Source organism: Cobetia sp. UIB-001 (genome assembly GCF_044789135.1).
GTDB classification, from domain to species: Bacteria; Pseudomonadota; Gammaproteobacteria; order Pseudomonadales; family Halomonadaceae; genus Cobetia; species Cobetia amphilecti.
Map to the genome: position 1 here is coordinate 253,329 of NZ_CP058244.1, position 19,693 is coordinate 273,021.

General features: G+C 65.2%; 17 protein-coding genes. 9 read left to right on the forward strand and 8 right to left on the reverse strand.

The features are described 5' to 3' along the window. The first annotated feature begins 153 nt into the window (after positions 1–153). Positions 154–1,281 carry an HlyD family secretion protein gene (locus tag HA399_RS01160; RefSeq protein ID WP_404325747.1) on the forward strand — a complete coding sequence of 376 codons (1,128 nt, stop codon included), beginning with the start codon at positions 154–156 and terminating at the stop codon, positions 1,279–1,281. Between the two features lie 2 nt (positions 1,282–1,283). Continuing rightward, entirely contained in the window at positions 1,284–2,918 is a 1,635-nt protein-coding gene (locus HA399_RS01165) for a DHA2 family efflux MFS transporter permease subunit (RefSeq protein ID WP_404325749.1), read from the forward strand. Positions 2,919–3,067: 149 nt separating this feature from the next. On the opposite strand, the gene HA399_RS01170 is transcribed toward HA399_RS01165, so the two are convergent. From HA399_RS01170 to HA399_RS01185, 4 genes are all read right to left on the reverse strand, one after another. Beyond that, the gene (locus HA399_RS01170) at positions 3,068–4,546 is read right to left on the reverse strand and encodes a 4Fe-4S binding protein (RefSeq protein ID WP_404325751.1); all 1,479 of its coding nucleotides are present in this window, start codon (positions 4,544–4,546) and stop codon (positions 3,068–3,070) included. A gap of 41 nt (positions 4,547–4,587) precedes the next feature. Continuing rightward, on the reverse strand, positions 4,588–5,448 hold the full coding sequence (locus HA399_RS01175; RefSeq protein ID WP_043333240.1) for an FTR1 family protein: 861 nt from the start codon (positions 5,446–5,448) through the stop codon (positions 4,588–4,590). A gap of 76 nt (positions 5,449–5,524) precedes the next feature. Further along, complete coding sequence (locus HA399_RS01180) at positions 5,525–5,848, reverse strand: cupredoxin domain-containing protein (protein WP_404325752.1); 324 nt, start codon at positions 5,846–5,848, stop codon at positions 5,525–5,527. 282 nt (positions 5,849–6,130) lie between these two features. Continuing rightward, positions 6,131–6,691, reverse strand: coding sequence for an iron transporter (locus HA399_RS01185; RefSeq protein WP_404325753.1), 561 nt, complete (start codon positions 6,689–6,691; stop codon positions 6,131–6,133). A gap of 279 nt (positions 6,692–6,970) precedes the next feature. Here HA399_RS01185 and HA399_RS01190 point away from each other — a divergent pair, with 279 nt between their 5' ends. Continuing rightward, positions 6,971–9,301: a tRNA(Met) cytidine acetyltransferase TmcA gene (locus HA399_RS01190; protein WP_404325754.1), complete on the forward strand. Its 2,331-nt coding sequence runs from the start codon at positions 6,971–6,973 to the stop codon at positions 9,299–9,301. Between the two features lie 330 nt (positions 9,302–9,631). After that, positions 9,632–11,098, forward strand: coding sequence for an aminoacyl-histidine dipeptidase (locus HA399_RS01195; protein WP_248379790.1), 1,467 nt, complete (start codon positions 9,632–9,634; stop codon positions 11,096–11,098). A 117-nt stretch (positions 11,099–11,215) separates the two neighbouring features. Here HA399_RS01195 and HA399_RS01200 read toward each other — a convergent pair whose 3' ends face one another. Both HA399_RS01200 and HA399_RS01205 read right to left on the reverse strand, forming a co-directional pair. Then, complete coding sequence (locus tag HA399_RS01200; RefSeq protein ID WP_404325756.1) at positions 11,216–11,629, reverse strand: hypothetical protein; 414 nt, start codon at positions 11,627–11,629, stop codon at positions 11,216–11,218. A 375-nt stretch (positions 11,630–12,004) separates the two neighbouring features. Beyond that, positions 12,005–12,592 (reverse strand): type 1 glutamine amidotransferase, encoded by a 588-nt coding sequence (locus HA399_RS01205; protein WP_279834715.1) that lies wholly within the window; start codon positions 12,590–12,592, stop codon positions 12,005–12,007. 222 nt (positions 12,593–12,814) lie between these two features. Between HA399_RS01205 and rmuC the strand changes: the two genes are divergently transcribed. From rmuC to HA399_RS01230, 5 genes are all read left to right on the forward strand, one after another. After that, positions 12,815–14,641, forward strand: a complete 1,827-nt coding sequence (gene rmuC / locus HA399_RS01210; RefSeq protein ID WP_404325757.1) for a DNA recombination protein RmuC — start codon at positions 12,815–12,817, stop codon at positions 14,639–14,641. 346 nt (positions 14,642–14,987) lie between these two features. Continuing rightward, positions 14,988–15,284 carry a DUF2282 domain-containing protein gene (locus tag HA399_RS01215; protein WP_043333233.1) on the forward strand — a complete coding sequence of 99 codons (297 nt, stop codon included), beginning with the start codon at positions 14,988–14,990 and terminating at the stop codon, positions 15,282–15,284. 110 nt (positions 15,285–15,394) lie between these two features. Further along, entirely contained in the window at positions 15,395–16,321 is a 927-nt protein-coding gene (locus HA399_RS01220; protein ID WP_404325759.1) for a DUF692 family multinuclear iron-containing protein, read from the forward strand. Beyond that, positions 16,318–17,124 (forward strand): putative DNA-binding domain-containing protein, encoded by an 807-nt coding sequence (locus tag HA399_RS01225; protein ID WP_404325760.1) that lies wholly within the window; start codon positions 16,318–16,320, stop codon positions 17,122–17,124. The genes HA399_RS01220 and HA399_RS01225 overlap by 4 nt, the downstream gene beginning before the upstream one ends. 77 nt (positions 17,125–17,201) lie before the next feature. Then, positions 17,202–17,675, forward strand: coding sequence for a DoxX family protein (locus tag HA399_RS01230; protein WP_404325761.1), 474 nt, complete (start codon positions 17,202–17,204; stop codon positions 17,673–17,675). A gap of 124 nt (positions 17,676–17,799) precedes the next feature. Here the strand turns inward: HA399_RS01230 and HA399_RS01235 are convergent, their stop codons facing one another. Together HA399_RS01235 and HA399_RS01240 are read right to left on the reverse strand one after the other, a co-directional pair. Further along, the gene (locus tag HA399_RS01235) at positions 17,800–18,912 is read right to left on the reverse strand and encodes an App1 family protein (RefSeq protein WP_054555243.1); all 1,113 of its coding nucleotides are present in this window, start codon (positions 18,910–18,912) and stop codon (positions 17,800–17,802) included. A gap of 202 nt (positions 18,913–19,114) precedes the next feature. Beyond that, the gene (locus HA399_RS01240; protein ID WP_043333228.1) at positions 19,115–19,594 is read right to left on the reverse strand and encodes a Dps family protein; all 480 of its coding nucleotides are present in this window, start codon (positions 19,592–19,594) and stop codon (positions 19,115–19,117) included. Positions 19,595–19,693: the final 99 nt, after the last annotated feature.

Below are 19,693 nucleotides of genomic sequence, written 5' to 3' on the forward strand. Positions count from 1 at the left end.
GCTGCCTCAAGGAAGTGTAGTATTCATTACACTTTGTGGCGATGCAAGATGACAGCCGTGGCCTGAGCGCTCGCAAGCGCCGTGGCCGCCTCATCCGCAGCGTCAGACAGATTACACGCCTGTCACCGACAGGCAGCAAGAGAGAGTCGCCGAATGAACAAGGCAGGCAAGGGTGTCGTGGCACTCATCGTGGTGGCGGGCGTGATCGCTGGCGGAGTGATGGGGGTCGAATGGTGGCAGGTCGGGCGCTTCATGCAGGAGACCGACAACGCCTATGTGCGTACCGATAGCGTCGCGGTGCGCTCCGAGATCACCGCGCGGGTGACGCGCATGCTGGTGCATGACAACCAGCCGGTGAAGAAGGGGCAGTTGCTGGTGCAGCTGGATGACGAAGATGCCAGGGCCAATCTGGACCAGGCCAGTGCCGCGCTGGACAACGCCCGCACCGGGGAAGTCCAGGCCGAGCGTCAGCTGGACCTGCAAGACGCGAAGATCGACGAGGCTAGGGCAGCACTGGCCTCGGCCAGGGCCGAACGCGATCAGGCGGCGCTGCATCTCAAGCGCTCCAGAAGTCTGGAGAGCCGCAGCTACGCCTCGCGTCAGTCCTATGAAGATGACCAGGTGACCCTGCGAACCGCCGAGGCGAGCGTTGCCCAGAAGCAGGCCGCGCTGGTGTCTGCCCGGCAGCAGCTTGAGGTCTACAAGGCGCAGCTGGAATCGACGCGTGCCCAGGTGGTGTCAGCGGCGGCGGATCTCGCCTACGCGCGCCACCAGCTGGAGAAGACCTCGATCTACGCGCCGCAGGATGGCGTGGTCGGCAATCGCAGTGTCGAGGTGGGCACCATGGCCAGCGCCTCGTTGACCCTGATGCAGCTGGTGCCGGTGAAGAGCGCCTATGTGGTGGCCAACTACAAGGAAACCCAGACCGAGCGCATGCGCGTCGGCCAGCCGGTCAGTCTCGAGGCGGACGCCTACCCGGACATCGAGTTTGAGGGCGTGGTGGATAGCCTAGCGCCGGCGACCGGCACCGAGTTCAGTCTGCTGCCGACCGACAACGCCACCGGCAACTTCAACAAGATCGTCCAGCGTGTGCCGGTGCGCATTCGCCTGACCGGCCCAGCGGATGCGCTGCCGCGTCTGCGCGCCGGCCTGTCGGTCATCCCCAGCGTCGATACACGAGAGCTTTCGGACACCGGCACCTATGCCGTCGATAGCCTCTCAAATGACGTCATCGCGCCCGATGCCGCGCAGGTCGCCAGCGCTGATCGCGGAGCGCAGTAAGCATGGCCGAGACGACCCAGTCCTCGGCTCAATCCCCGAGCCAGCCCCCGAGCCAGCCCCCCGCGGGCAGCGCCAGTGACATGCCGACGCGCCGCCAGCAGATCGGCTTCGTGGCCGCGGTGTTCGGCATGTTCATGGCGATTCTGGATATCCAGATCGTGTCCAGCTCGCTCAACGAGCTGCAGGCGGGCCTGGCCGCCAGTCAGGACCAGATCTCCTGGGTGCAGACCAGCTACCTGATCGCCGAGATCGTGATGATTCCGCTCTCCGGCATGCTGGCGCGCATCTTCTCGACGCGGCTGGTGCTGACCGTCTCGGCGCTGGGCTTCACGCTGGCGAGTCTGGGCTGTGCGCTCTCGACCTCGCTGGAAGCCCTGATCGTGCTGCGCGCGGTCCAGGGCTTCATGGGCGGGGCGATGATTCCGCTGACCCAGGCGGCCAGCTTCTCGATCTTCCCGCGCCGCATGATGGGCAGCATCCAGGCGGTGATCGGCCTGGTGGCGACCATGGCGCCCTCCATCGGGCCGTCCGTCGGCGGCTACATCACCGAATACATGAGCTGGCATTGGCTGTTTCTGGTCAACCTGGTGCCGGGCATCATCGTGGCGGCGCTGGTGTGGCGCAATCTGGAGATCGACAGCGGCGACCGCGGCCTGCTCAGCCGTCTGGATACGCTGGGCCTGGCGCTGATGGCGGTCTTTCTCGGCAGCCTCGAATTCGTGCTCGAGGAGGGGCCCGGCGATGACTGGTTCGCCAGTTCGCTGATCCTGTTCTGGAGTGTGGTGTGCGCGGTGGCGGCGGTCGGCTTCTTCTGGCGCGTGCTGACGACCAGTAACCCCATCGTCGACCTGCGGGTGTTCAGGGACCGCAACTTCGCGCTGGGGGCGATCATCGGCTTCTGGATCGGCGTGGTGCTCTACGGGCTGGTCTATCTGGTGCCGCTGTTTCTCGGCTCGATTTCCGGCTTCTCCAGCGTGCAGATCGGGCAGGTGATGTTCGTCAGCGGCGTGGTGATGTTCCTGATGGCGCCGGTGGCGGGCAAGCTTTCCGACCGCATCGACCTGCGCCTGATGCTGTGTATCGGCCTGGTGCTGACCGGCCTCGGCACCGGCATGAACGTGCACCTGACCTCGGACTCGGGCTTCGATGACTTCTTCTGGCCGCAGGTGATCCGCGGCGCGGGCCAGATCATGGTGCTGCTGTCGGTCTCCCGGCTGGCGATGGGACGTCTGGCGCCCCACGAGATAGGCAACGGCAGTGGCCTGTTCAACGTGATGCGCAACCTGGGCGGCGCGGTGGGGCTGGCGCTGATCGACACCATCCGCGAGCTGCGTGAGGACTATCACTGGAACCAGATGATCGGGGCCATCGACCAGAGCCGTCAGGTGGTGATCGATCAGCTGGCAAGCTATCAGTCGACCTTCGCGGGGCTGGCTGATCCGTGGCAGGCCGGTGTGCAGATGATCGCCCAGCGCATCAGCATCCAGGCCGAGGTGCTGGCCTTCGACAATATCTTCCTGTGGCTGGGCGCGGTCTATGTAGTCGGCAGCGTGGCGGCCTTCCTGTTCCGTCGTCCGCAAGACCCGGCCAGCAAGGCGGATGCCAGCGAAAGTGGCGAACAGAGCCCGGCGCACTGATGGCGCCTTGAAGGCTCCTTGATCGTACTCTGAGAAGAAGCCGCATGTCGCTGAAAGACAAAGACCCGCCAATCGGCGGGTCTTTGTCTTTCAAGCCTTGGTGTGTCAGGCCTTGAGCCTCTGTCAGTCAGCATCCAGCCAGCAGGGCGTCACCAGCCCCAGAACATCAGATACCAGATGCCCAGCGCGGGCAGGCAGGCCAGCGCGACACTCGCGGTACCGATCAGCCGTGCAGCGTTGCCGGCGAGCAGGCCGCCGTTGCGCTGCTCACCGGTAATGCGCCAGGCCAGCCGCAGCCCCCACAGGCAGGCCAGTGCCAGCAGGGTGGCACGCAGGTCATTGGCCCAGGTGAGGTTGATGCCGTCACCGCGCAGCAGCGTCATGGTGGTGGCGGAGAGGCCGAGAAACACGCCCAGCCCGCCCAGCGGAATCAGGCTCAGCGAGAGGTGCCACAGGCGTGACAGCGTCGCCTTGCCACCCATCAGCCAGTTGCCCAGCAGCAGCGGCAGGCTGGTGAGCGCGCCCAGCAGGCCGCCACCGACCACGATCCACAGCGTGATCAGGCTGCCATCGAGCAGGTTGAAGACATCGTTGTGCTCGGGGTAGTTGGTCAGAATCCAGGTCGGCAGGGTGGTGGTCAGCGGCCACATCAGGTCGTGATCGATCAGCCAGAAGGCCAGCTGCTGCTTGAGGGCGACGAACCACGGGCTGGCGCTCCAGCTGAAGGCGCCGATGGCGATGCCGAGCAGGCCGAACACCAGCACCGAGTAGTGGGTGAAGCGCACCGGCTGCGGCGGCTCGACCAGCTCCACGCCCGGCGCACGCCACTCCAGCTGCATCGCGTCCTTGTAGCCGCTGCAGCGTCCGCAGACATGGCAGTCACCGGCGCTGTCGAGCTGCTTGAGCGGAATCAGCGGCGCGCAGTCAGGGGCGTGCATGCGTACGGCGTTGCCCTGACGGACAGCCTGGTTGTGGGCGTTCCAGCGGGCCTGGTCGGTACGGAAGTGGGTCGGTGACAGGCGCGCCAGCAGATTGAAGACGCCATTCACCGGACACAGCTGACGGCACCAGACGCGCGTGCCCTTGCCGTAGATCAGCCCGACGATGATCGCGGCCACCGTCGAGCCTCCCAGCACCACCAGTGCGCCCAGCGGGTACTGATAGACGCTGGCCAGCTGGCCATAGAGCGTGGTGCCGAGGAAGGCCACGAAGGGCCAGCCGCCCCAGCGCATCCAGCCGGGAATCGGGCGACCGAGGCCGATGCGGCTGGCGGCTTCGGTCAGGGTGCCTTCGGGGCAGAAGACACCACACCACACGCGGCCCATCAGCACCATGCTGATCAGCACGAAGGGCCACCACAGTCCCCAGAACACGAACTCGGCGAACACCGTCAGGTTGGTGAGGATATGCGCCTGGTAATCCGGCAGCGGCAACAGGGCCGGCACCACCAGCAGGAAGGCATAGACGCCGACCACCAGCCATTGCACCAGCTGGATCAAACCGCGCCGCTGCTGCATCGCCTGTCCGAAGCGCGCGATGCGCTTGGCCTGACGGCCAGGCGAGGTGCCGCCATCACTGGCGATGAGGTTGGCGATGTCACCGTGGGGGCTGGAGCCGCAATTGGCCATGACTATCTTTTCTCCTGACTGGCAGATCGCGTGAACAAGACTCAGCTGCGCGCGCGGGCAGTGAGCTGACGGCGCTGGTCGACGCGCTCCCTCTTGCGCTGACGCTTCATGAGGCTTGCGACGATGACCCAGTAGCCGAGATAGCCGACCACCATCGTCGTGGCAGGCCAGGCGCGATAGCCGGCGAAGGTCGCCAGCAGTCCGCCGAGGCCGCTGCCATCATCGAGCAGCCAGCTGGAATCCCACAGCGGGTCGAGGCCTGCCGGCAGATAGCCGAGGCCGATCAGCTGTTCGAGGCCTGACATCAGCAGTGACGCCGCCAGCAGCAACAGCAGGATTTCGGTCACGCGGAAGAACAGCTTCCACGAGAACAGTCGTGAACCGAGCTGCAGCGCCATGAAGGTCGCCACCGCGAGGGCGAAGCCGAGGCCCGCAGCCAGCGCGAAGCTGGCGATGCCGCCGGACTGCAGGCTGGCGGCGCCCATGCCGTAGAGGAAGACGACGGTTTCCGCGCCTTCACGCGCCACGGCGATGGCGACCAGCGTCGCCACGCCCCAGTAGCTGCCGGAGGAGACGGCGCTGGCCAGGCCGCTCTCGAGTTCTGCCTTGAGCGTGCGGCCCTTGGTGCGCATCCACAGCACCATCTGGGTGATCAACAGGCAGGCGGTCAGTACCAGTACGGCCTGGAAGACCTCCTGCGCGGTGCCGGTCAGCCAGGTGTTGGCGCCCATCAGCGCTGCCCCCATCAGGCCGGCCAGCACCAGGCCGGCAACGACCCCGCCCCACAGGTAGCGCAGGCCCGCGCGGGTGCCGGACTGCACCAGCCAGGCGTGCATGATGCCGATGACGAGAATGGCTTCGACGCTTTCACGCCAGACGATAAACAGGATCTGATCAAACATGCGGACTCTCTTCTACTGACGTTCGGTGCGCGCCATCGATGACGAAAAAGGCGTCATTGGCACAGGGTGGCCGAGCTTATTCGGCGACGACCTTGCCACGCGCGTCCGGCAGGTGGAAATCATCGAAGAAGTCATAGCTCCCCGCGCGCAGCGGATGGATGACGACGAACGACTTCACGCCCGGTGCCAGCACCTTTTCCTTGCGCAGGGAGTTGCTCTCGAATTCGGCTGGCGTATTGCCCGCGTTGTGCAGCTGGATGACGAATTTCTCGCCCGCCTTCACCTCAAGGACCTCAGGGATGAGCTTGCCGTTGTCGAGGGTCAGGTCGTAGGACGGCATGTCGCTGGCGGCCGCCGGCCGAGGCAGCAGGGCCGCGACCAGCAGGGCGATGAGCAACATGACGAGCGCGGGCAGCTGGGCGCTTGCTCGACGGGGCAGGCGAGAAGGCAAGTGAGAGGACAGGCGAGAGGGCAAGAGGGAGGGCAAGAAAGAGGTCAGGCGCATGGGACACTCCGGACGATGAGGGAAAGCGCACACTGATACCAGCACAAGGCGCTGGTGGTAGAGCGACCAATGGCCGCGAGTGCAGGTCAGCACAGGCGGCCATCGAAGGAGCAAGCGGCAATGGCCGCCTCACGGGATGCAGACATTCAGGGTCATGCAGCAAGGACAGAGCGGCGCTCAGTAGCCGCCTTTCTTGCCGACGCCGGCATAGACGAAGTCGTAGTCGGTGGTGATGGTCTGCGGCCACTCGGCGACGCCGGTTTCCTTGTCGATATGACGCGGCATGTCCGGATGCTGGATCTCGAAGGTCAGGTGGTACTTGCCCGGGCCATCCAGCTTGACGTTCTTGCCGTAGTGGGTGCCGTCATTGGCGATCATCGGCACCAGCTCGCCTTCGATCGGCGCCTCGCCACCCTGCCTGGTCAGGGTGTAGTGAATGCCGAGATAGGGAATCCAGTCGCCCGGCGCGAAGCCGTTGTCGTTTTCCATCAGCGCGTGGATATCGGCTTCCAGGTGGATATCGGCCTGATTGGCAGGCAGCTTGCCGGCCGGGGCCATCACCACCGGCTGCAGGTAGACCGCAGCGATTTCCATGCCGCCTTCCTTGACCGGCGTGCCGATCGGGTATTCGAGTGCCGAGGCCTGACCCGCCACGAATGTTGCCGCCAGGCTCAGGGCGAGCAGGCAAGGCTTGAGCGCGCGGGGCAGAGCAGTGGTGAGGGGGTGACGCTGTGGCATCGGGGGGACTCGCAATGATGGGAAGTGGAGCTTCATTATCCCGATAAGCCTAAATATAACCATTCTCATCCCTGCGCCGCTTGCGTTGCTCATCTTGCAACGGGGCGTTGTATGAGCACGAGCTTCTTCTCAAGTAACAGGCGCGAGTGGCAGGCCTGGCGGCAGCGCCGAGCAGATCGCGGTTTTCTTGCGACTACTTTACGACTGCCTCACGACTTTCTCGCGCCATCTGGTCTGCTCATCTGGTCTGGCACGCTGCCATGCGGCATGCTGCGCGACATGACGACTCCTCCTTCAGATTCTCCTTCTCGCATTGATCTGCCCGCCCTCGAGGCGTGGTGCCGAACGCTGCATCAACATCTGCTCGCGCGGCGTCAGCGTGCCTGCCTGTGGATCAGCGGCGATGACCCCTCTGGCGCCGCGCAGGCGATCTGCGAGCGGTGGCCAGCGCGTGAGCCTGCTCCGCTGTGGCTGGGCACAGGTGAAGCCTTGTCGACAGCGGGCGCGATGCCCGTGCGTGCGCTGGCGATGGCCAAGGCCGCCACTCAGCTGGGCGGTGAGCAGTCACTGGTCATCTTCGATGCGGCGCAGCCGGCGGCTGGTTTCGACCCCGATGCCTTCGGCGCCGTGGCCGGCACCCTGAAGGCGGGGGGCCTGCTGGTACTGATGACGCCTGCCGCCTGGGCCGCGGCAGACCCTGCGCCAGTGGCGGATGGCGATCACGCGCGTCTGGCCCACTGGCCCTTCGAGCGGCAGCAGCTGACGGCGCGCTATCTGGCGCGGCTGGCGCGGCGCCTCTCATCGCATGCCAGTGTGCTGCACTGGCCACAGGGAGGACACTTGCCTGCGCCATCGCTGGATGGCGGCAATCAGGCGGCGCGAGCAGACGCCATCGCCGACAGTGACTGCCTGACGCAGGACCAGGCCGCCAGCGTGGCTGCGCTGGAGGCACTGGCGCCTGCGCGGCCCGTGGTGATCAGCGCCGATCGCGGACGTGGCAAGAGTGGCGCGCTGGGCATCGCGGCGGCGCGCTGTCTGGCAGCGGGGCAGGATGTCTGGCTGACGGCGCCACGCCCTGCGGCGGTCAGCGCGATCTTCGCGCGCCTGGCGGCACTGCTGCCCCGGGGGCAGCGCGAGGGCAATGTCTTTCGCTTGCCGGCTGGGCAGGCGGATGACGATATGGCTTCCGGCAGCGAGCTGCGCTTTCTGGCGCCGGATGCCATCGAGGCGGCTCGCCTTGCCTGTCACGATGAGGCGCTGCCACGGCTGTTCGTCGATGAAGCCGCCGCCATCCCCACGCCATTGCTGAAAGGCTATCTGGCGCATTTTCCGCGCATCGCCTTCGCCACCACCGTGCATGGCTATGAAGGCACCGGGCGCGGCTTCCAGTTGCGGTTTCGCCATCATCTCGAGCGCCAGTGTCCCGGCTGGCAGGCGCTGGAGATGACGACGCCCGTGCGCTGGGCGCCCGGCGACCCGCTGGAAGCATTGACCGATGACCTGCTGCTGCTCTCGGCGCAGCCGCCTGAGCTGCCTGAGCCATGCGCGAAGAATGCTCAGCAGTGGCTGGAGGGCTGCGACATTGTCGTACTGGAGCGTGATGCATTGGCACGTGACGAGGCGGCGTTGCGGCAGCTGTTCGGCCTGCTGGTGCAGGCGCATTACCGCACTACACCGGCGGACCTGCGCCAGCTGCTCGACACGCCGGGGCTCACGCTGATGGCGATTCGTCAGCGCGACGTCACGACTGGGCGTGATGCCTGGCTAGGGGTGGTGGCCGCCGTCGAGGAGGGCGGCTTCCCGATGCCCCTGGCGCATGACATCTGGTGCGGCAAGCGGCGTCCGCACGGACACCTGCTGGCACAGTCGCTGGCGGCGCATGCAGGCCACCAGGGCGCCGCCGAGGCCCGCTGGTGGCGGGTGCTGCGCATCGCGGTGCATCCCGAGCTGTGGCGGCGTGGTCAGGGCGCGCGCTTGCTCCAGGCGCTCGAGCAGCAGGCGCTGGCGGCAGGCGTCACGCGACTCGGCACCAGCTTCGGGGCCGAGGCCGATCTGGTCGCCTTCTGGCTGGCGCAGGGCTTCGTGCCGCTGCGTATGGGCCTCAAGCGCGATGCCGCCAGTGGCGAGCATGCGGTGATGATGGGCAAGGCCATTGGCGAGAGCGGGAGTGGAGACTCTGCGCCGCGCGGGCAGTTGGCGCAGGATGCCTTGCTCGGCGCGCTGCAGCAGGACTTCCAGCGCCTGCTGCCCAGCCTGCTCAAGCATGAGCTGCACGGCTTGCCGCCCGCCTTGGTCGACAGGCTGCGGCAGCGAGGAAGTGAAACTGACCTGGCCACGCTGACGCCAGCCGCATGCGCGCAGCGACTGGACTGGTATCGGCGTGGTGGCGGGGGGCTGGCGCTGGTGCGGCCGTGGCTCGAGACAGCACTCGAGGCCTGTGAGCCTTCACGACTCGATGAGGCGTCGCGTCACGGGCTGGTGCTGGCACTGGGCGGACAGGATGCGCCTGCCTTCATCAGCTGGGCCGAGGGGCAGGGCATCGTGGGCCGCAAGGCGCGCGATCGCTGGTGCCGAGCGGCCGCCGGGCGCCTGATCGAACAGAGCGAATGACAAGGCCGTCTGACATGAGCATCAAATAAGCCCAGCGCGGCCGTTTGCGGCTCAGAGGCCCGGAATGCCGATCGGGCCGGGCATGTCAGGAATCGGCGAGCAGCCACTCAGCATCAGCAGGCCGGCAGTGGCGGAGATGGCGGTCAGCAGCAGTAGTCGACGAGGCATAAGGGCTCCGATGAGGGTGGGGAATGGCATGCAGCTGTCAGCAGGGTCGTGATTGTCATCCTTGCATATTCGAAGTCACTGATCGATAGGTGTCGACAACCACTAGCCACGCCCGTCCGCTGTTCCGTATGCTCGCTGATGACAAGAACAGGAATCTTCGCCATGAATGAGCATATCGATACGTTGGACCCCGCCATCCTCTGGCGTCATTTCCGCACTCTGTGCAATATTCCGCGCCCGTCCGGGCATGAAGCCGCGCTGGTGGCCTATCTGATCGACTGGGCCGAAGCGCGTGGTCTCGCCCATGATCGCGACGCTTTCGGCAACCTGCGTCTGCGCAAGCCCGCCACGCCCGGCCACGAGAGCGCAGCGGGCATCGTGCTGCAGGGCCATCTCGACATGGTCGCCCAGGCGGCCAGCGACAGTGATCACGACTTCACGCGTGATTCCCTCGACACCTATCTGGAAGACGGCTGGCTCAAGGCGCGCGGCACCACTCTGGGGGCCGACAACGGTCTCGGCGTCGCGGCGGCGCTGGCCGTTCTCGAAGACGACAGCCTCGTGCACGGTCCGCTGGAAGCGCTGTTCACCCTCGAGGAGGAAACCTCGATGGGTGGCGCGCTGAATCTGGCCGAGAACTGGCTGGAAGGGCGCTACCTGCTCAATCTGGATTCGGAAGACCGCGGACAGGTCTATATCGGCTGTGCCGGTGGTGCGGACATCAATGTCGCCCACGAGTTTGCCACCTCGTCGCTGAAGGATGCCGAAGCGGAGCTGGAGCTGACCATCGGCGGTCTGGTCGGCGGCCATTCCGGGCTCGATATCCACCGTGGGCGCGGCAATGCCAATCGCCTGATGTCACGCGCGCTGGTCGCGCTGGCCGAGTTCAAGCCGCGTCTGGTCAGCTGGTCTGGCGGTACGCTGCGCAACGCCTTGCCGCGTGAGGCCACGGTCGGCGTGGTGATCTATGACGAGCGCGTCGCCGCCGCGCGCCAGCGCCTCGCGGACTTCGAGGCCCAGATTCGCGATGAGCTGCGCGAGACGGACCCGGATGTCTCGCTCAGCGTGACCCGCGGCAACGCCGAGAATGCCCTGTCCGTCGAGGACACCCAGCGCCTGGTCGCGGTGCTGGATGCCGCGCCCTACGGGGTCGAGCGCATGAGCGCGGCGGTGGAAGGCGTGGTGGAAACCTCCAACAACCTCGGCGTGGTGCAGCTGCGCGAGGGGCGCTTCCACCTCTGCGCGCTGGTGCGTTCGCTGCGCGATGATGCCGTGACCATGATGGAGCAACGTATTCGTGGGCTCTTTGCGCTGATCGGCGCGACCACCGTGGCCGAGAATGCCTATCCGGGCTGGCAGCCGGCGCCGGATGCGCAGCTGCTGGCGCGCTTCTGCAGCCTGCACGAGAGCGTCACCGGCCGTGCGCCGGAGATCAAGGTCATCCATGCCGGACTCGAGTGCGGCATTCTGGGGGCCAAGTATCCCCAGCTCGAGATGATTTCCTTCGGGCCGCTGATTCGCGGCGCCCACTCGCCCAGCGAGCGGGTCGAGGTCGAGTCGGTCGGTGAATTCTGGCAGGTGCTCAAGGGCCTGATCACGGAACTTGCCGAGCCTGCCAAGGCCGCTTGAGCAACTCTCAGGCAAGACTCGTCACGTAGACGAACGACGCCCCCGCAGGTCAGCCTGCGGGGGCGTCGTCATCTCTGGGCATCAGGCGCTGGCGTGGCCTGATGAGAGTGCGCAAGCTCAGTTGATATTGATGCGGATCGCCGGAATGCCGATGCTCACGCCGTTATGGTAGCGGCGTATGCCATGCCGACTGGAGTCATGGTTCTGGTAGTAGTACGGGCGGTAGCGGTCGTGCTCAAGACGCCCATGCTGATGGTAGCGGCGCTTGGGGACATGGCGGCGGATGTCATGACGAGAATGCTGGCGCGAGTGATGGCGCTCCACGCGTGGCTCGTCGAACATCCTGAGGTGGCGGCGCTTGATCGCCTCGTGGCGACTGTGCGGTGTGCTGTGGCGCTCGCCGTGCTGGCCCTGCGCGCGATGGCGATCATCCGCGGCGACCAGCGTCGGCGTGGCGAGCATCAGCGTCAGTCCCAGCAGCAGGGAAGGCAGCAGAGAGGTAAGGGCTGTGGTCAAGGTCGAGATATGCATGGGGCGGTCTCCCGTATGGTCGGTCAGTCACCCAAGAGGATCCTTGTCGTCAGAATATCGTGTCGCAGCGCCTTTTACGAAAGGCGTTCGCTAATGTCTCCGTGCGTCGCTTGTCGTGTTGTTGTGGAGCTGAGTTGTCCAGATTGCGTTGCCTGTGGCGTAAGTGGTTGCTCGCAATGAGGTTATCCGGCGCAGGTCTGCAGAGTGGTCAACGATCCTCGGACATGAGGGGTTCAGCCAGTGCTGCGAGGACACTTCACTTCTGCCACCAAGGCACCGGATTGCGCCCTTGAGACAACGAAAACGCCCCTGCCGAAGTGGCAGGGGCGTCTGTCTGTTCAAGCTTCAGAGCTTGCGGCTCTCTGGCTGGCGGCCTCAGGCGTGCTGATGCTGGTGCTTGCCTTCGGCCAGTTCCTCGAGCAGCTTGGCGTTGAACGCATCGAGGTCTGCTGGCTTGCGGCTGGTGACCAGCGCGCTGTCACACACCACTTCGCTGTCCTGCCACTCGGCACCGGCATTCTTCAGGTCCTGTGCGACGGAAGGGAAGGAGGTCATCTGACGGCCTTCGACGACGCCGGCATCGATCAGGATCCACGGCGCGTGACAGATGGCGGCGACCGGCTTGTGGGCCTGGAAGAAGCTGCGCACGAAGCTCAGTGCGCTCTCGTCCTGACGCAGGGTGTCCGGATTGAACAGGCCACCCGGTAGCACCAGGCCGTGATAATCGTGTTCGCTGGCATTGCTGAGCGGGGTGTCGACCTGGTACTTCTCGCCCCAGTCGGTTTCGGCCCAGGCGCGAATGCCGTCTTTCTCCGGCGAGACGATATCTACCTCGACGCCCGCCTCCTGCAGTGCGGCGCGCGGCACCGCGAGCTCGGATTCCTCGAAGCCATGGGTCGCGAGAATGGCCACGCGCTTACCTTGCAGTTGTTGACGTGTCTGCTGATCGGTCTGCTGTGTCATGCGAATCTCCTTTCCGTGCTTCGGCTCTTGCGAGCGTGTTGGGCAGAGAAGTGGGGGATTCTGCTCTCGGCGTGCGTCACTCACCGCAGTGAGCATCGCTCGATGATGGCAGGCAATTCCCGTCCTTTCGTGCCCTGACACTCAAGACATGGATGCGCGATACTGACTTTCAAGGGGGGGGGGGGTGACCCCGCTGCATTTTCACAGGCCATGGAGTGCCCGATGTCGCTGCTTTCTGAATCTTCCGCCGTGATGTGGTTGCTGGTCGGCGTGCTGTTGATGCTGTCGTTGGCCCTGGGGCTGGGCTGGCGGCGAACCCGCGAGCAGCTCCATGCGCTGCAGGAAAGCAGTGAGGAGGAGCAACAGTCGATGCAGCAGACGTGGCAGGCCTCGCTGGACGAGTCGCGTGAGCGCCAGCAACAGGTCGAGCAGCGGGCGGCCCTGATCGAGCAACGTGCCGCGCTGGACGGGCAGCAGGCGGAGCAGCAGCAACGCTATCTGAGCCAGTCGCTGGAGGAGGCGCGCCAGGCGCGTGATGCCCTGACGGAGCAGCTCGCCACGCTGCGCGAATCGCTGCAGGGGCGCCTGGATGAACAGTCACGCGCCCTGAGTGAACAGCAGACGCTGGCGCGCAGCCTGACCCGCCAGCAGGAAGTGCTGGAGGCGCAGCTGCTGGAGCGTGAAGAGCGTCTCGAGACACTGAGCGAGCGCTACGCCGAGCTGCGCGAGACGCATGCCTCGCTGGTGACGCGCCAGCGTCAGGAGGCCAGCCATCACGAGCAGCAGCTGGCGTTGCTCAACGACTCGCGCGAGCGCCTGAGTCAGGAATTCGAGCAGCTGGCGGGCAAGGTGTTCGAGGAGCGCCAGCAGCGCTTCACCGCCGCCAGTGGCGCCCAGCTCGAGCAGCTGCTCAAGCCGTTTCGTGAGCAGGTCGGCGACTTCCGCCAGCGCCTCGAGCAGCTGCATGGCGAGGAGGTGCGCGAGCGCACCAGTCTCAAGAGTCAGCTCGACCAGCTGGCGGGCCTCAACCGCCAGATCACAGAGGAGGCAGCCAACCTGTCGCGGGCGCTCAAGGGCGACAGCAAGATGCAGGGCAACTGGGGCGAGATGATTCTGGAGACCGTGCTGGAGCGCTCCGGTCTGCGTGATGGCATCGAGTTCAAGCGCGAGGTGTCGTTCACCGGCGAGGGCGGACGCCAGCGTCCGGATGCCATCGTCTACCTGCCGGACAACAAGCATCTGATCATCGATGCCAAGGTCTCGCTGACCGCCTACACCGAGTACGTCAATGCCGAGGACGACGTGACGCGAGCACGCGCGCTGCGCGCGCATCTGACCTCGGTGCGCGGCCATGTCACCGGACTGGCGCGGCGCAACTATCCCGCCATCGAGGGGCTGGGCTCGCCGGACTTCGTGTTCCTGTTCCTGCCGATGGAGCCGGCCTTCGCGCTGGCCTTCGAACACGATGACAGCCTGTTCCAGGACGCCTTCACCCAGGGCGTGGTGATGGTGACGCCGACCACCTTGCTGGCCAGCCTGCGCACCGTGGCGAGTCTGTGGAGTCTGGAGCGCCAGAACGACAATGCGCGCGTGATCGGCGAGCGCGCCGGAGCGTTGCTCGACAAGTTCCGCGGTCTCGCCGAATCCCTCGAGGAGCTGGGCACTCAGCTGGGACGCACGCGCGAGGCGCATGATACCGCCATGAAGCGGCTGGCCAGCGGGCGCGGCAATCTGATCAGCCGTGCCGAGGAGCTGCTGGAACTCGGCGCGCGCATGAAGAAGCCACTGCCGGAAGCGCTGGTGCGCCAGTCGCGTGACACCCTGCATCAACCCGAGCAGGCGCTGGGTCAGCCATCGACATCCGCGCCGTCGGCGCTTGATCGCCAGCCCGCGCCCGAGCCGCCTGCCAGTGAAGAATCGGCAGCCAGCGAAGGCCAGGATGTCACCGGAGCGCCGGATGCCGAGACACTGGACACCGAGGCAGGGCAGGCGCCTGCGTCGCTCTCGCGCTGGGAGCTCATGGAGCGCAAGTGGCAGGGCGATACCTGATGGCCCTCATCGCCTGCAGCACGGCAGGCAGCCGTTGCGACTGACGTTACAACAGACGTTGCGACATGCCCTCAGACAGCAGATGACAGTCGACGCAAGCGGCCCCTATATGGGGCCGCTTGCGTTTGCATGGCGAGGTCAACGCAAGCGCGGGGTATCGTTTCCGCATGCGATGAGGGGAGTGCGGTCTGCGCGATATTGTCGAGTCGCGGCAAGAATTTCGATTTTTTCTGCATCCATCTCCCCAAGCCCCCCGTAAGTTGGATTGAGCCCGCAGCGCAGGGGCGAAAGTGATAGATAAATAACGTTTGGCTCATTAAAGAGCATTTTCTCAGGAGATGTGCCCATGTCTACCAAGACGAACAAGTCCGCCAAGACCGCTTTTGCCCTGGCCTCCGCACTCGGAACCGCTGTCGCTCTGTCTACCGCTGTCGTCTCCCTTCCGGCCCACGCGGCGGGCATGGAAAAGTGCTACGGCGTGTCGCTGGCCGGTGAGAATGACTGCGCCGCTGGCCCGGGTACTTCGTGTGCCGGGACTTCCACCGTCGATTATCAGGGCAATGCCTGGAAGCTGGTTCCGGAAGGCACCTGCACCTCCATCGAGACGCCGAATGGCACCGGCAGCCTGGAAGAAATCAAGTAAGCATCACGCCTCGGGGCTGGCTCGGACTTTCCCGAGCATCCCCCCGAACTTGACGTCCGGTGGCCTGGCGCCACGCCGCCACCGGACGCTCGCCGCCTCGAGAGGTCTTCATGCACCAGCCATCCCCTTCCTCCGGCAGTCCGGATTTCGGTACGGCCTATCCGTCCCTCGACGAGATGGCCGTCGGTATCAGCCTCAAGGCGCAGCATGTGCGTGAACTGATGTCGTCGCGCCCGGCGCTGGGGTTTCTCGAGATTCATGCCGAGAACTACATGGGCGCCGGCGGGGCACCTCATGCCCGGCTGGATGCGCTGCAGAAGTACCCGCTCTCGATTCATGGTGTCGGCCTGTCGCTGGCATCGGAGCGCCCGCTGGATGCCACGCATCTGGCGCGTCTCAGAACGCTCTGCGAGCGTCACCCGCCCACCAGCGTGTCAGAACACCTGGCCTGGGCCGGCCATAGTGGCCACTTCTACAACGACCTGCTGCCGGTACCGCTGACAGACGCGATGCTGGCACGGGTCAGCGATAACCTGATGCAGTTGCAGGACACCCTGGGCCGTCAGGTATTGATCGAAAATCCCGCCCACTATCTGCGTTTCGATGCACGCGAGCTGGGGGCGGAACTGATTCCCGAGACGCATTTCCTCACTCGCCTGGTCGAGCGCAGTGGCTGTGGACTGCTGATCGACGTCAACAATGTCTTCGTCTCGGCGCACAACATCGGGATCGATCCCGCGGCCTGGCTGGAGTCCATTCCGGGCCACGCCGTCGGGGAGATCCATCTGGCGGGGCATGGCGAGGACTCGCGTGAAGGTCTGCTGATCGACAATCATGGCGCGCCGGTCTGTGATGAGGTCTGGGCGCTGTATGCCGACTTCATCAATCGCATCGGGCCGCGTCCGACGCTGATTGAATGGGATACCCAGGTACCGGCGCTGGAGGTCTTGCTGGGGCAGACCACGCGCGCTCAGGCGTTGCTGCACAGCACACGGGCGCAGCAGCTGACGCGCTCCGGCATGGAGGGCGACCGATGACCTCTCTCGAGCGGCATGCCAGCGCTGAGCGCCAGCCCGACTGGCAGCGCGCCTTCATCGAGGCACTCACCCAGCCCGATGCCGCGCTTCTGGGTATCGAGGCAGGCCATCAGCAGCGCCTCGATGTCTATCGCAACAATGTCTGGGCCAGCCTGATCAGCGCGCTGGAAGAGGCCTATCCGGTGACCCGTCAGGTGGTGGGCGAGCGCTTCTTTGCGGCCCTGGCCCACGATCATTCCCGCCAGCATCTGCCGCGCTCACCGCTGATGATGGAGTACGGGGCCGGGCTTGCCGAGACCCTGCACACGACCCTGACCACGCTGGTCGAGACGCGTCAGGTGTCGGCCGCTCAGCTGCCGTTCTATGCGGTGGACCTGGCCCGCTTCGAGGCCGCTCGTCTGGTGGCCTATCACGCGGCGGACGCCGAAACCCTGGTGCCGACCCAGCTGGCGGGGTTGCCGCCTGAGGCGGTGATGGAACTCAGGTTCTCGGCGCACCCCGCGGCATGTCTGCTGCGCCTGGAGCATGCGGTGCTCGAGATTTGGCAGCGCCATCAGCATGCCGGCGCGACCCTTGAGGGGCTGGATATCGCGCGGCCGGAGCGGATCTTGATCACGCGCCCGGCGCTGGAGGTGCAGGTCACGGTGCTGTGCGAGGCCGCTGCCTTGCTGCTCGAGCTGCTGCTGGCGGGGGAGACGCTGGCGGACGCGGCAGCGCGGCTCGCGGACGCGCACCCCGAGCAGGAGCTTGGGCAGTTACTGGCACCATTGCTGGCAAGCGGTGTGTTCCTGGCGCTGGATTAGTCGCGCATCAAGCAGGTCATTACAAGCCGTTCATTCCCCTTTTTAGCGCCCTGGCGCACCCTTGAGGAGGCCTCATCATGAGCCTTGAATCATCAACGACGCCTGCGGTTCGTACCGGTATGGCGAGGCAGGTCCTGAAAGTGTTCGTCTGGCTGGAAAACCTGCGCATGGATGCGGTGCTGATCCTGATGCGCATCATCGTCGGCGCGGTATTCTTCATGTCAGCGCAGACCAAGGTCGATGGCTTCACGATCAAGGAGAGCACCTTCTTTCTGTTCGAGTATGAATATGGCCTGCCGCTGGTGTCGCCAGTGCTGGCCGCCTGGCTGGCGACCATCGCCGAGCACCTCTTCCCGCTGATGCTGTGGCTGGGGCTGGGGACGCGCTTCGCGGCACTGGGACTGGCCCTCATGACACTGACCATTCAGCTATTCGTGTATCCGGAAGCCTGGGTCACTCATGGCCTGTGGTTGTCCAGCCTGCTGGTGCTGGTACTGCAGGGCCCGGGACGTCTGTCGCTCGATCAGCTGATTCGCTCACGCATCGCCTGAGGCCGTCATGCGGCAGAGTCGTTCGGTGAGGCTCATATCAGTCGCACACAACGCAAGACGGAGACCCTGGGGTCTCCGTCTTGCGTTGTGTTGCCAGCTATCTATCCGCTGGCTAGCGAGGCGCTCAGGCCGGCTCGTCGGCGAGTTGATGCTCGATCTCGGCACGTACCATCTCGACGCTGGCGGCATCGATGTAGCCGTTGGCATGCGCGTGGTGCGCCATGTCGAGGCTGTCGGTGCTCAACAGCATCACGCAGCCGAGGGCGGCCAGCTCCTCGCCGAGCCGGTCCAGCTCGGCCTTGCGCGAGTCCGAATCACCTATCTGGCGAATGTAGATCGCGCAGATGCGACCGGGATAGCGGCGCACGACCTCGGCGTAGACTTCCGGGTCATGCTGGCCGCTGTCGCCGATGAGCAGGAACTGCATCTCGTCATACAGGCCGAGCATCTTCTCGATCAGCGCCTGCTTGTGGTCTTCGGAGCGTCTGGGCAGCGGGCGTTGCAGCGTCAGCCCCCACTCGCGCAGGAACAGGATCGGCCCGACCGGAATGCGGTTGTGCTGGAAGAAGACCTCCAGCATCTCGTAGATGCTCCACGGGCCACGCGATACATAGAGCAGCGGGCGCTGCTGCTGGCCGTCATCACCCTCATGAAGCGCCTGATAGAGCGCGGCCACGCCGGGGAAGGCGGTGCGCCGCTCGGCGGACTCGATGAACAGGCGGTAAAGCATCTTGAGCTTGTTGGCGACACCGGTGTACATCACGGTGTCGTCGATATCGCTGATCACCCCGAGGCGTGTACTGATGGGCGGCAGATAGACCTGCGCCTCGCCCTCCACCGGGGGCTGCTTCGGCGGACACGCGGTGATGCGGGCGGTATGCCACTGCCCCTGGTGTTCCAGCGGCTCATCGAGCGGCAGATGCACGCTGAAGTAGCCATCGCGGTCGGTGATGGCGGTGGTGCGGTTGTCCCCCAGCGCGACCTCTACCTCGACGCCGCTCTTGCCCCAGCGCAGCATGCGGCGACCGACATCCATCAGGTCGCGCCCGGCGCCGGGAGCCAGCTGGCTGCGGGAGCCGGGCTGGCGGAAGATGCGCCCCATCAGAAAGGCTTCGCTGTGCGAGCCGTAGCCACGATAGGCGTGAATGACGTAGCCATCCTTGCCCTGGGCGTGGCGCATGGGCTTGGCAGCCACATGCAGCAGCTTGCGTAGCAGACGTGTCAGCGGCAGTGACATGCAACCCTCCTGGTCGGTATCTGGCGGGCCTTCATGGCCACATGACAACGCCGCCTTTCGAGTCCCGCGTGTGCAGGGTCGAAAGGCGGCGTTCACACTGCGCGAATGCCTCGCGGCCCAGTGTCAGTCAAGTACAGCGTCAGACAGGAGCAACATCAGAGATTCGCGCTGCCATGTCCTGGCGCTGCATTGGCTTGAGCGCTTACTCGCCCAGGTAGGCGGACAGCATCCACACGGTCTTTTCCTGCTCGCGGATGTAGTCACCGACCAGTGAAGCGGTACCTTCATCATCGGCGTCAGACGCGACGGACATGATCTCGCGCTGCAGTTCGATCAGGGACTTGTAACCGGTCAGCAGGCCCTTGACGCAAGCCGTGCCGTCGCTGACGTGGGTGTCTTCCTTGATGGTGGCGACACGCGCGTAGTCACTGTAGGCGTGCAGCGGCTCGTGACCCAGAGTCAGGATACGCTCGGCGATCTCGTCGACCTTGGTCAGCAGGTCGGTGTAGGTTTCCTCGAACTTCACGTGCAGCTCGAAGAACTGGTTGCCCTTCACGTTCCAGTGGTAACCACGGGCATTCATGTAGAAGGTCTGGTAGTTGGCCAGCAGGATGTTGAGGTGCTCGGCCAGCTGAGTGGCGCTGGCAGTGTGCAGGCCGATGGCATTGGTATCGTTGGACATGAAGACTCTCCTGAAAAATGTGAAGTGAACGGCATTGTGGGGAAAGTGGAGATGCAGGTGGCGAGCCGTGCTGCCAGTATGCCACCAGTGTAGAGGCTG